This is a genomic window from Niveispirillum sp. FG148, from assembly GCF_057809655.1.
Genome location: NZ_JBMDKJ010000004.1, coordinates 240,869 through 253,483, shown reverse-complemented (window position 1 = coordinate 253,483; position 12,615 = coordinate 240,869). Strand labels below are relative to the sequence as shown.

Below are 12,615 nucleotides of genomic sequence, written 5' to 3'. Positions count from 1 at the left end.
GAAAGGTCGGGGGAACCCTTACGCCGCCTTGTGGCCTTCGCATTGGGCGCCCAGCGTGAACACCCGGTCGGTGGACAGCATCTCTGTCGGCGCAATCTCCGGCAGGGTGCGCAGGCGGGCGTAGAGCGGGGTGAAATCCACCGCCGTCGCGTCCATCAGCTGGTCATAGCTGTCCAGCACGAAATAGGTCTGCTGGTAATCATCAATGCGATACCGGGTCCGCATGACGCGTTCCAGGTCAAAGCCGATGCGGTGCGGCATCGGGCTGTCGATGCAGAACTGCGTCTCCCCCCGCGATGACAGCATGCCCGCACCATAGGCGCGCAGACCGTCCTTCGTGTTGATCAGCCCGAATTCCACCATGTACCAGTAAAGCCGGGCCAGCTGTTCCTGACCGCCCAGCGCCAGCGCCTTGGCCCCGCCATGCCCATAGGCCTGCAGGTAATCGGCGAAGACGGGATGGGTCAGCAGCGGCACATGGCCGAAGAAATCGTGGAACACATCCGGTTCCACCAGATAATCCATCTCCTCCGGCGTGCGGATCCAGTTGGTGACGGGGAAGCGGCGGGCGGCCAGATGTTCGAAGAATTCCTTGTCCGGGATCAGGCCCGGTACAGCCACCAGCGACCAGCCCGTGGCCTTCATCAGCACATCCGATGCACGGCGGAAATCCGGGATGCCGTCGCGCACGTCCAGCCGCTTCAGCCCTTCGATGAATTCCGGCGCCGCGTAACGGGGCAGAAGCGCCGACTGCCGGTCGAACAGGGTGCGCCACAGCGTATGCTCTCCAGCGCTGTAATCTTCCCAGCGCTGGTCGGTGGTGTAGTCGGCCTGTACCCGGCTGTAATCACCGCGCAGCGCCTTGTCCGTCTTGCCGCTGTCGGCCAGGCGTGCCGCAAAATCGCCAGCGGAGGCGTTGCCAGCGGGCGCGTTGGTCGTCTTCATGATGGCTCCGTCCCCAAATCATGCGGGATATGTTGGAAGCCATCATAGCGTCAGCGCCGGGGCATTTCCTTGCGGATATGCTCCAGGTTGGGGGTGTTTGCGCAATTATATCCGGGTATCGCGTCGGTCCAGCGCCATCTCCTGCCGGGTTCAGGTCGGTTTCGGCAATGGCAGGGATGTGGAGTGCTTGACCACATCCAGCACGAAGCTGGACCGCACCTCCTTCACCCCCTTGATCGACAGCAGCTTGCGCATGGACAGGTCGGCGAAGCTGTCCAGATCCTCCACCACCACCTGCAGCAGGTAATCCATGTTGCCGGTCATGACGAAGCAGGACACCACCTCCGGCAGCAGCAGGATGCCGCGCCGGAAATCGGCATCGCCTTCGGCATTCTGGTCGATCTTCACCTCGACAAAGGCGACGACGCCCATGCCCAGCTTGCGCCGGTCCAGGATGGCCGTATAGCCCTGGATGAAGCCCTTTTCCTCCAGGTCGCGCACGCGGCGCAGGCAGGGGCTGGGCGACAGCCCCACCTGATCGGCCAGGTCCACATTGGACAGGCGCCCATTGCGCTGCAATGCAGCAAGTATGCGGATATCTGCTGCGTCCAAACCGCTTGCACTCATCTTCTGCCCTCAATCCGGCTATCGGCGCAATTTCTCACCAGACACTGCCAGATTCCGAATGCAGTTCGCAAGGACATGCCCGTGGGTTCAGCCCTATTATCCAATCATTCCCCAACCAAGCGGATGATCAGGGAGACGATGATGGCTGACGGCGGTACGGCGCGCGTGGAAAACGGCAAGCTGGTAGGCGACCTGTGGGACAATCCCATGGGCACCGACGGCTTTGAATTTGTCGAATACACGGCCGAGGATACGGTGGCGCTGGACAAGCTGTTCACGGTCCTGGGCTTCACCAAGGTGGCCCGTCACCGGTCCAAGAATGTCTCGCTCTACCGCCAGGGCAACATCAACTTCATCGTCAATGGCGAGCCGGACAGCATGGCGCAGCAATTCGCCCGCGACCATGGGCCCAGCGCCTGCGCCATGGCCTTCCGCGTCAAGGATGCGGCGGCCGCGCACAAGCGCGCCGTCGAACTGGGTGCCAAGGATGTGAAGGGTACCGTCGGGCCGATGGAACTGAACATTCCCGCCATCGAAGGCATCGGCGGCAGCCTGATCTATCTGGTGGACCGCTACACGTCCCCCACCTCCATCTATGATATCGACTTCGTGCCCGTCGACGGGGCCGAACAGAATCCGGTCGGCTGCGGGCTGGTCGAGGTTGACCACCTGACCCACAATGTCCATCGCGGCCGCATGGATGTCTGGTACGACTTCTATGCCAAGCTGTTCAGCTTCCGCCAGATCCGCTACTTCGACATCGAAGGCAAGCTGACCGGTTTGAAGAGCCGGGCCCTGACCGCGCCTTGCGGCAAGATCCGTATACCGATCAATGAAAGTGCCGGCGTCGAAGGCCGCGTCGACCAGATCGAGGAATATCTGCGCGAATATAAGGGCGAGGGCATCCAGCACATCGCGCTCTCGACCAACGACATCATCAAGACCTTCGATGCGCTGAAGGAAAATGGCGTGGTGTTCATGACCCCGCCGCCGGCCACATATTACGACATGCTGGAAGAACGCCTGCCGGGCCATGGCCAGCCGACAGACGAGCTGCGCAAGCGCGGCATCCTGCTGGACGGCGCGCCGGGTGGCGGCCTGCTGCTGCAGATCTTCACCAGCACGGTCATCGGCCCGATCTTCTTCGAGATCATCCAGCGCAAGGGCGATGACGGCTTCGGCGAAGGCAATTTCCGCGCCCTGTTCGAGAGCATCGAACGTGATCAGGTGGAACGCGGCGTGCTGTCGGCTGACTGATACTGATCTGCATTGATCAGAACTTGCGGTTCAGATCAATGCAGCCCTCAGGCGCCGGGCGCCGCTATCCGGCGGCTTGGATTCGCGCGACCATGGGGTCGCGGGCGCTCAATGCGCCAACCAGGCTACGATGAGTTTCACTCACCGCAGCTTGGTATAAGGCTTTGCGGCCTGATTTGCTTGTGAGAAGGGGTCGGCTTGTCCGGCCCCTTTTTCATGGGTCGGAGAAATGCCGAAGGGATGCCGGCGGTAATATCCCGGCATCCCCCCGGTTCACGCGTCACCCCCGCGACGCGCCGGCCATGGCGGTGGCCGGATCGGCGGCAGGACAGCGGGACCGTCCTGCCGAACCCTTGAAACTCTCCCCGGTGGAAGCTGGTCACTTCTTCCACCGGGGAGCCCCCGCGTCACCCAAGCGACGCGCCGGCCGTGGCAGCGGCCGGTTTGGTGGATCGGTCGATCAGGAAACGGGCACGGGCCACCGCGTCGGACAGCGCCAGCTTGCCCGCGGCCAGATCATCGGCCATGGTCATCAGCTCCTTGCCCGTGCTGGACCCGCTTTCCGCTTCCTGCACCAGATGGATGCCGCCATCGCGCGTGGCGACAGCGTCCCAGGCAGCGCGTACGGCGGCCCAGAAGGTGGCCGTTCTGGCCATGTAATCATCGGCCGCCTTGAAATCGAAATCGGTGGACGGGACATAGGAATTCAGCACCACCTCATGCACGAAGGTGGTCAGCTTACCGTCGCGCGCGCCGACCTTGGCATTGTCCTGTTCATGCACCCAGCCCTGATGGGTCAGGGCATGGCGGTTGGTGCCGATATAGCGGTCATAGACCGGGTGGCGCACGGCGTCGCGGCGGGCCAGGGGCCGGGCCGTCTCCGCGCTGATCCAGCGATCCTCGCCCCGGTCATGCCGCCATTGCCCCACCCCGCCATAACGCGGGCTGTCATCGGTCTGCCAGACGGTCTGCGACCAGGCGTCGGTCCGCTCCGCGGCGGGCACCGGGGTCAGCTTCCACTGGTCCGGACCCGTATAGGTCAGGACCTTTTCCGGCTCATAGGTCCAGTCCTGGCGCCAATGCTTGACGATGGCGGGCTTGTCCTCCTCGTCCTTGACCACCAGCAGATGCTGCAGGCGGATGGTCCGGCCCGTATCCTCAATGACGCGCACAGCCTCATACCCGCCGCTGCGCTTGGGCTCCAGCAGCTCGTACCCGGGGACGAGGGCCACCGTTTCGCGGAAGTCGAACTTCACGCGATAGGTGCCAGCCATGGCCAGGATGGCGGCGCGGTCGGCGTTGAAACGGGTGCAGTCAGCCTTGCCGCAATCAGCCGCAGTCTGGGCCAGCGCGGGGACGCTGACCGAGACGGTCAACGCCAGCACTGCTGAGCGAAACAGGTTCTTCATGATCGGGGGTTCCTCAGAATGACACGGTCAGGGAGACGCTGGCATTGCGGCCCGGCTGGCTGTAGCTGTCGCGGGTGGCCGATGTGGCGGACAGGCCGCGCACGTCGCTCCACCACCAGTATTTCTTGTCCAGGATGTTGAAGATGCCGGCGCGCAGCGTCGCCATGTCCGCCACCCGCCAATGGGCCGTGGCGTCCAGCAGCACGAATTCACCCGGCGTGAAGCAGGATGGCGTGCAGGCAGTGCCGATGCGGCTGGCCTTTTTCGATGCCGAATAGGTTGCCGACAATTCCCCGCCGAAGCGGCCTTCCGCTGGCTCCTCCCAGCTCAACCCCGCCGACAGTTTCACCGGGTCGATGCTGTCCAACGGTCTGGAGGTGCCCCCGTCCTTCTGGTCACCCTTGGTGTAGGAGGCGGCGGCAATCAGGCCGAAACCGGACCCGACCTCCCAGTTACCCTTGGCTTCCAGCCCCTGGATGGTGACCTTGCCCAGGTTGACATACTGGTAGGTCGCGGGGTTGGCGGCGGTGAAATTACCCGACACCAGCACCTGATCGATGAAATCATCGTACCAGCCCCTGAAGCCCGTGACCGCGGCCTGCCAGCCGGCACCACGGAAACGCAGACCCAGTTCCACGGTCTGGCTGGTTTCCGGCTTCAGATCGGCGTTGGAGATGGAGCGGTAATTCTGTGTCGGGTTGCTGAAGCCGTTATTGACCTGCGATGGGGCCGGCGCCTTGAACCCTTCGGCATAGTTGGCGAACAGGCCGGCATTGTCTGTCAGCCAGTACAAGGCCGCGAACTTGGGGGAGACATGATCCCCATTCTGACCCGTCGGTGTGCCGACATAGAGCGCGTCACTCTTGGGATCGATTTTGTAATAGTCGAAACGCAGGGCCGGATAGAGCGACAGGGCACCGCCCAGCAGCTTTACCTCGTCCTGCACGAACAGGCCGGCCAGGGTGTGGTCGGTGGTGGGGAAGGCGCGGGCCGGGAAGCTTTCGCCGGCCGGCGGCACAGTGCCGGTGCGGATGCCGTCCTGCCGGGTCAGCGAAGCGTCGCCGCCATAGACGATCAGATGGTCGACATCGCCTGTCTTCAGATGCTTGGTGGCGTCGGCGTTGAAGCCGGTGACCTTGTTGTTGAAGGTGCCAACGCGCAGGCGGTCGGCGGCCGTGTTGCGGTCTTCGGCGGAGAACTGCTTGGTGTCGCTGTCCTGCCGGTACAGCGTCCAGTGCAGACTGTCCAGCCAGCCGCCATCGGCCGGATCATAGCGATGATCCAGGCTGATGCGGTCACGGCGGATCATGTCATGGGCGTAAAGCGCCAGCGTGCTGGTGGAACTGAGTGGTGGAACCGCGACGGCCGTCAGCACGTCGGCTTCCATGTCATGGTCAAGCAGTTCATAGGTCAGGCGCAGGATATGGTCGGCGTTGGGTTGCCAGACCAGCTTGGCCAGGGCCGAATTGTCGGTGATGTCCTGCGGGTTGGGCTTGGTGCGGCTGCTGTTGGCCGCATCGACCGCGCCCTGGTTTTTCGTCTCATGCGCGTCGCGGCGGTTATAGGCGACCATGGCCGACCAGTCGCCGCTGCGCCCGGCCAGGACGAAACCCTTGCCCCAGCCTTCATCGGCACTGCTGTAGCCGGTCTTCACCTCTCCGCCATAGGTGGCATCGCCCTTGATAAAGTCGGCAGGGTCCTTGGTGACAAAGCTGACAGCACCGGCCAGCCCGTCGGACCCGTAAAGGGCCGACGCGGGGCCGCGCAGAATCTCCACCTTCTTCACCAGATCCAGATCGACATAATCGCCACGCCCCACCGACTGCCCGCCGAAGGCAAAGGCGTCGGGGGCGCGGATGCCATCGGTCTGGATCAGCACGCGGTTGCCTTCCAGGCCGCGAATGTTGAAGCCGCTGTTGCCGTCGCGGCCCGTGTGGGCGCCGGCGGCGGTGAAACGGCCCGCGGCGGTCCGTACCGACACGCCGGGTTCATAACGGACCAGGTCCTTGATGTCGGTAACCAGACGGTCGCGCACTTTGCCCTGGTCGATGGTGCTGACCGTGGCCGGCGCCTCCACGATTTCCTTGGGCGTGCGGGTGGCGGTTACCGTGATCTCGCTGACCTGGGTCTCGCCGCCCGTCGCGTCCATTGCCGTGGCCTGCGCCCAGGCCGGCGCCCCCAGTGCAGCCAGAACCAGCGGCAACGCCGTCATACCGAACCGTTTCACGTCCCACTTCCCTCAATTGCGAACCACTCGCAACTGACTATCAAGATTCATAATGAGAATCAATCGCAAATTATGAGCGGCCTGAAATGAACGAGCGGCCCGTGGCATGCCGGTGGAAAGCCGGGGTCAGTTCCGATCCCAGGGCGGCGTGCCCTTGAAGGCATCGGCCAGGAAATCCACCATGACCCTGACCTTGGCGCTGAGATGGCGGCGGGTGGGATAGACGGCCAGTACATCGATGTCAGGCAGGCTGAAACCGGGCAGCAGCGGGACCAGCCGGCCGGCGCGCAGATCATCCCCGATCAGGAAGGTCGGCTGGCGGATGATGCCCATCCCGTCCAGGGCCGCCAGACGGGCCGTGTCGCCGTTATTGGTCAACATCGCCTCGTTGACCCGGATCACCTCTTCCCTGCCGTCCGGACCCGTCAGCGGCCATTCATCGGGTGTCAGTGCATGCGTGTAGAGGATGCACCGGTGATTGGCCGCCAGGTCGGCCGGGCTTTCCGGATGACCATGGCGCGCCAGATAGGACGGCGACGCACAGACAATATTGCGGGAAACCGCCAGCCGCCGGGCAACATGGCTTTGGGGACCAGCGCGGGAGATGCGGATCGCCATGTCGAAGCCTTCCTCCACGATATCGACGACACGGTCGATCAGCGACACGTCCAGCATCACATCCGGATGCAGGGCCATGAAACGTGGCCAGAGTGGCGCCAGATGCCGGATGCCGAAACTGACAGGGGCGTTGATGCGCAGGCGTCCCCGCGGGTTCATACTCGTCGCACCCGCCAGCGCTTCCAGTTCCGCCACCTCGTCCAGGATGGCGCGCCCCCGGTCGAACAGCGCCTGCCCCGTTTCCGTCAGCGACAACCGGCGCGAGGTGCGATTAAGCAGCCGGACACCCAGATAGGTCTCCAACTCCGCCACATAGCGGGTGACATTGGCGGGAGAGGTGTTCAACGCCTCGGCCGCCTTGGCAAAGCCGCCCTTGCCCACGACGGCCACAAACACCTCGAACGCCCGCAACCGGTCCATGGCTGGCCTCAATCATTCATGAAAACTGAATGATAGAACCATTTTCATGCCGTCGATGAAAGTTTTCATGGGGCGTAGGGTCCAATCATGAACGGCGCCGATGCGGCGCCCCCCAAACCGGAGGACCTGAAAATGAACCGCTTGCAGAACAAAGTCGCCATCATCACCGGCGCCAGCGCCGGCATCGGCCGCGCCACCGCCCGCCTGTTCGCCGCCGAGGGCGCGAAGCTGGTGGTTGGCGCCCGCCGCCAGGCCGAACTGGACAGTCTGGTCGCCGAAATCCAGGCCGCCGGCGGCGAGGCCGTGGCGCTGGCTGGTGACGTACAGTCCGAAAGTTTCGCCAAGGCCCTGGTTGATCTGGCCGTCGGCCGCTTCGGCAAGCTCGATATCGCCTTCAACAATGCCGGCACGCTGGGCGCCATGGGCCCCACCGACGGCATCGACGCTGAAGGCTGGAACCAGACCCTGGCCGTCAACCTGACCAGCGCCTTCCTGGGGGCCAAATACCAGATCCCGGCGATGGAAGCCAATGGCGGTGGCTCGGTGATCTTCACCTCGACCTTCGTGGGCTATACGGCCGCCTTTGCCGGCATGGCCGCCTATGCCGCCAGCAAGTCCGGCCTGATCGGCCTGACCCAGGCGCTGGCCACCGAATACGGGCCGAAGGCCATCCGCGTGAACGCCCTGCTGCCGGGTGCCGTGGAAACGGAGATGTACCGCACCGCCAACAGCACCGAGGAAGCGCAGAGCTTCATCAACAACCTGCACGCCCTGAAACGCGCCGGTCAGCCCGAAGAACTGGCCAAGGCAGCCCTGTTCCTGGCGTCGGACGACAGCAGCTTCGTCACCGGCACGGCCAGTCTGGTCGATGGCGGCCTGTCGGTGTCGCGCGGCTGATCCGCCGGTCAATTCCCGATCGTCACGGGAAGGGTCCGGCCACCATCGACCGGGGTTCCGCGTCACATGTGGTTGGTGCCGGATGGGAGCAGCGACATTCGGTCGGTGGCGGGGACCGTCAGTTCCATGGTGTCGATGGGGGCGGGCGCCGACAAGCCCGCCCCTTTTCCCCGTCAGAGGATGAACTTGGACAGGTCTGTGTTCTGGGCCAGCCCGTCCAGTTGCGTGCGGACATAATCGGCATCCACACTGATGGTCTGGCCGCTTTTCTCCGTCGCGGCGAAGCTGATTTCCTCCAGCAATCGCTCCATGACGGTGTGCAGACGGCGGGCGCCGATATTTTCCACGGTACGGTTGATCTCCGCCGCCAGCCGCGCCAGTTCGTCGATGGCGTCGTCGGTGAAGACCAGATCCACCTCCTCCGTCTTCAGCAAGGCCACATATTGCTTGATCAGGCTGCATTCCGGCTCCGTCAGGATGCGGCGGAAATCGGCCTGGGTCAGCGGCTGCAGGTTGACGCGGATAGGCAGGCGGCCCTGCAATTCCGGCAACAGGTCGCTGGGTTTGGCGATGTGGAAGGCGCCGGACGCGATGAACAGGATATGGTCGGTCTTCACCGCGCCATGCTTGGTGGACACGACCGTCCCTTCGATCAGGGGCAGCAGGTCGCGCTGCACGCCTTCGCGGGACACGTCGCCGCCGCCGCGATGTTCGCTGCGCGCACAGATCTTGTCGATTTCATCCAGGAAGACGATGCCATTCTGTTCCACGGCATGGATGGCCTCGGCCACCACCTTCTCATTGTCCAGAAGTTTGTCGCTTTCCTCCGCCATCAGCACCTCATGGCTTTCCGACACGCTCATCTTGCGGGTCTTGGTGCGACCGCCGCCAAAGGCCTTGCCGAAAATGTCGCCCAGATTGACCATGCCCATCTGGGCACCCGGCATGCCGGGCACGTCGAAGGCGGGCATGCCGGGGACGGCATTGTCGGCGACCTGGATTTCGATCTCCTTGTCGTTCAGCGTGCCTTCCCGCAGCATCTTGCGGAATTTGCTGCGCGTCTCCGGGCTGGCCGTGTCGCCCACCAGGGCGTTCAGCACGCGTTCCTCGGCATGCAGTTCGGCCTTGGCTGCCACTTCCTTTCGCAGACGCTCACGGGTCATGACGATGGCGGCTTCCACCAGATCGCGGACGATCTGTTCGACGTCGCGGCCGACATAGCCCACTTCGGTGAATTTGGTGGCTTCCACCTTCACGAACGGGGCCTGCGCCAGCTTGGCCAAACGGCGCGCGATCTCCGTCTTGCCCACACCCGTGGGGCCGATCATCAGGATGTTCTTCGGGTACACCTCTTCGCGCATCTGGCCCGTCAATTGCTGCCGGCGCCAGCGGTTGCGCAGCGCAATGGCGACGGCGCGCTTGGCCTCATTCTGGCCGATGATGAACCGGTCCAGTTCGGAAACGATCTCGCGCGGGGAGAAGGCGGTGGCGGTGCTGGTCATCACATCTTCTCCAGCGTGACGGAATGGTTGGTATAGACGCAGATATCGGCCGCCACCTTCATGGCGCGGCGCGCGATGGTCTCCGCGTCCAGCCCGTCGATATCGATCAGGGCGCGGGCAGCGGCCAGGGCGTAGGAACCGCCGGACCCGATGCCGATGATACCGTCCTCCGGCTCCAACACGTCGCCATTGCCGGTGATGACCAGCGACACATCCTTGTCGGCCACGGCCATCAGCGCTTCCAGCCGGCGCAGGTAACGGTCGGTGCGCCAGTCCTTGGCCATTTCGACGGCGGCGCGCGTCAACTGGCCCGGATGTTGTTCCAGCTTGGCTTCCAGCCGTTCGAACAGGGCAAAGGCGTCGGCCGTGGCCCCGGCGAACCCGGCCATGACCGACCCGCCGGCCAGGCGGCGGACCTTGCGGGCGTTGGATTTCATCACCGTCTGCCCCATCGACACCTGACCATCACCGGCAATGACCACCTGCCCGCCCTTGCGGACGGAAATGATGGTGGTGCCATGCCACTGGATGGGATCGTGGGGATTGGAATTGCCGTTCATCAGGAATACTGCCCGGATAGGGGGATTGGTCCCCTGCTATGTGGGCAGGCGGGCGCCCCCGTCAAGGCGACAGGGTGACCGTTCCCCCCGGCTCCGATGGAACCACCTGTCCGCGCAGCCAGGACAACACCCCCGGCGGGGCGACATAGGATGCGGGCTCCCCCGCCAGCGGCCGGCCCATGCGCAGGCCCGCCAGCCGTCCTTCGCCGTCGACCAGGAACCAGGGCGGATCACGCGACAGGTCGGGGTCCAGGTCGACCAGCAGGCTGGGCACTTGGCGGCCCTGGCTGCGTTCCGGCCCCGTATGGGCCGCCACCATGCCGACGGGCCCCCCGTCGCGCCCCGGCCGGAACAGCCATTGGCTGACAGCTGGTCGCTGCCGCCGGGCGGAGGCGATGGCCGCGGGCGGGTCGGACAGGGCCAGCAGATGGAAGCCAAAGCCATGCGCCTTCACGGCGGCGGATAGGGTACGTCCATCCGCCAGGGTCAGCGGCACCGGATCAGGCAGGGCCGAACCCGTATCGGGCAGCAGGACCAGCCCGCCGGCATCGATGATGATCCCCGTCACCTCTCCATGCCTCACCAGGGCCGCACCGGCCGCCTGGGGGGAGCCGGGGGGCGGCGCGGGATCAGCTTTTTCCGCATCGTCAGGGCCAGCCACAACAACCGGGGGGGCCGGCACCGCCGGGACAAGGGCGCCTGTCCGGACGGTCGCTGCCGCCGGGACAAATCCGCCGACAACTGGCGGCGGTGCCGTCGCCGCGTCCCGGAAATCCGGCAGGGCCGCCAGCTTTCCCGCCGCATCCAGCACGGCCTGGCGCAGAATGATGTCATAGCGCTTGTCCAGCGCCGGCGTGTCGATTTCCGCCTTGCCGTCCGTCTGCCACTGCCGGGGGGCGGCGGGCGGATCAGCCAGTTCCCACAGGATGCGCACGCTGGCTTCCCCCGTGGTGCCCACTGACTTGCCGAACCAGAAATCGGTGCGGCGGCACAGGTCCAGATGCACATCAACCAGCCGCCCCGTCAGTACCCGCGCCGTCCCCGGCGTCGGGCGCATTCCCGCCGCGGTCAGTCCGTCGCGTGCCGCCTGACCCAGCACGGCCGGCATGCGGGTTTCGGTGATCCACAGCACATCATTATAGGGCGGCAGGCAGAACAGGCCGAAGCCATAGGAACCGGCGACATGCCCCGCCGGCAGGTCCACCTGCACCTTGCCCACCGTCAGCGACACGGGCCGGGCGGCGGTAACAGGGCGCACTGGCACCGGGTCGCTGCCGCACGCCGACAGCGCCAGCAGGCAAACGACAAGGATCGAACCGCCGGCACGCCGCATGGGACACAATCGAAAAGGGGATTGGGCATCAATATTTACAATTATAATCAGGGACCCGTCCAGCCCCCGCGCGCCCTGCCGTCCCCTGCCTTGCAAACTGGTCGGGTGGACAGGGCATAGGGAGGTTGATACCTAATTCCTATGTCGAACGAGACTGCAACCCCCGCCCGTTCCCCGCGCCGTGCCGTTGTTGAACGCACGACGAAGGAGACCCGCATCCGTGTCGCCGTCGACCTGGACGGCACCGGTTCCTACAAGGTGTCCACCGGCATCGGTTTCCTGGACCATATGCTGGAACAGCTGTCGCGACATTCGCTGATCGACCTGGAGGTCGAGGCAGTGGGGGACCTGCATATCGATTTCCACCATACGACCGAGGATACGGGCATCGCCATCGGCGAGGCCGTGGCCAAGGCGCTGGGCGACCGCAAGGGCATCCAGCGTTATGGCGACGCGCTGATCCCCATGGACGAGACGCTGACCCGCGTCGCCATCGACCTGTCGAACCGTCCCTATCTGATCTGGAAGGTGCATTTCACCCGCGACAAGCTGGGCGACATGGACACCGAACTGTTCAAGGAATGGTTCCAGGCCTTCGCCCAGGCCGCCGGCGCCACGCTGCATGTCGAAAACCTGTATGGTGAGAACAATCACCATATCGTGGAAAGCAGCTATAAGGCCCTGGCCCGGGCGTTCCGCGCCGCGGTCGAGATCGACCCGCGCAAGGCCGATGCCGTGCCGTCCACCAAGGGTGTGCTGGGCGGGTCGCTGTAAGCGACCCGGCATCCCACTGCCCCTTCCCGTTCCGTTCGCGTCCTGG

The 12,615-nt window shown here is 64.6% G+C and carries 11 protein-coding genes; 3 read left to right on the top strand and 8 right to left on the bottom strand.

Annotation, left to right across the window (positions count from 1 at the left end; translation table 11 throughout):
* Positions 1–18: 18 nt before the first annotated feature.
* Both phhA and ACODTW_RS06555 read right to left on the bottom strand, forming a co-directional pair.
* On the bottom strand, positions 19–945 hold the full coding sequence (gene phhA, locus ACODTW_RS06560) for a phenylalanine 4-monooxygenase (RefSeq protein ID WP_488945155.1): 927 nt from the start codon (positions 943–945) through the stop codon (positions 19–21).
* A gap of 150 nt (positions 946–1,095) precedes the next feature.
* A complete protein-coding gene (locus ACODTW_RS06555; RefSeq protein WP_488945154.1) occupies positions 1,096–1,572 on the bottom strand; it encodes an Lrp/AsnC family transcriptional regulator in 477 nt (158 codons plus the stop codon).
* 141 nt (positions 1,573–1,713) lie between these two features.
* On the opposite strand from ACODTW_RS06555, the gene hppD reads away from it, so the two are divergent.
* Complete coding sequence (gene hppD / locus ACODTW_RS06550; RefSeq protein ID WP_488945153.1) at positions 1,714–2,829, top strand: 4-hydroxyphenylpyruvate dioxygenase; 1,116 nt, start codon at positions 1,714–1,716, stop codon at positions 2,827–2,829.
* 407 nt (positions 2,830–3,236) lie between these two features.
* On the opposite strand, the gene ACODTW_RS06545 is transcribed toward hppD, so the two are convergent.
* The 3 genes from ACODTW_RS06545 to ACODTW_RS06535 all read right to left on the bottom strand — a co-directional run bounded on the left by ACODTW_RS06545 (position 3,237) and on the right by ACODTW_RS06535 (position 7,503).
* A complete protein-coding gene (locus tag ACODTW_RS06545; protein ID WP_488945152.1) occupies positions 3,237–4,238 on the bottom strand; it encodes a DUF6607 family protein in 1,002 nt (333 codons plus the stop codon).
* A 13-nt stretch (positions 4,239–4,251) separates the two neighbouring features.
* Positions 4,252–6,465, bottom strand: coding sequence for a TonB-dependent hemoglobin/transferrin/lactoferrin family receptor (locus ACODTW_RS06540; RefSeq protein ID WP_488945151.1), 2,214 nt, complete (start codon positions 6,463–6,465; stop codon positions 4,252–4,254).
* A gap of 126 nt (positions 6,466–6,591) precedes the next feature.
* A complete protein-coding gene (locus tag ACODTW_RS06535) occupies positions 6,592–7,503 on the bottom strand; it encodes a LysR family transcriptional regulator (protein ID WP_488945150.1) in 912 nt (303 codons plus the stop codon).
* Positions 7,504–7,635: 132 nt separating this feature from the next.
* Here ACODTW_RS06535 and ACODTW_RS06530 point away from each other — a divergent pair, with 132 nt between their 5' ends.
* Positions 7,636–8,400 (top strand): SDR family oxidoreductase, encoded by a 765-nt coding sequence (locus tag ACODTW_RS06530; RefSeq protein ID WP_488945149.1) that lies wholly within the window; start codon positions 7,636–7,638, stop codon positions 8,398–8,400.
* Positions 8,401–8,573: 173 nt separating this feature from the next.
* On the opposite strand, the gene hslU is transcribed toward ACODTW_RS06530, so the two are convergent.
* From hslU to ACODTW_RS06515, 3 genes are all read right to left on the bottom strand, one after another.
* On the bottom strand, positions 8,574–9,902 hold the full coding sequence (gene hslU / locus ACODTW_RS06525) for an ATP-dependent protease ATPase subunit HslU (protein ID WP_488945148.1): 1,329 nt from the start codon (positions 9,900–9,902) through the stop codon (positions 8,574–8,576).
* Positions 9,902–10,462: an ATP-dependent protease subunit HslV gene (hslV, locus tag ACODTW_RS06520; RefSeq protein ID WP_488945147.1), complete on the bottom strand. Its 561-nt coding sequence runs from the start codon at positions 10,460–10,462 to the stop codon at positions 9,902–9,904. The genes hslU and hslV overlap by 1 nt, the downstream gene beginning before the upstream one ends.
* A gap of 61 nt (positions 10,463–10,523) precedes the next feature.
* Complete coding sequence (locus ACODTW_RS06515; RefSeq protein WP_488945146.1) at positions 10,524–11,795, bottom strand: YajG family lipoprotein; 1,272 nt, start codon at positions 11,793–11,795, stop codon at positions 10,524–10,526.
* Between the two features lie 141 nt (positions 11,796–11,936).
* Here ACODTW_RS06515 and hisB point away from each other — a divergent pair, with 141 nt between their 5' ends.
* A complete protein-coding gene (gene hisB, locus ACODTW_RS06510; RefSeq protein WP_488945145.1) occupies positions 11,937–12,569 on the top strand; it encodes an imidazoleglycerol-phosphate dehydratase HisB in 633 nt (210 codons plus the stop codon).
* Positions 12,570–12,615: the final 46 nt, after the last annotated feature.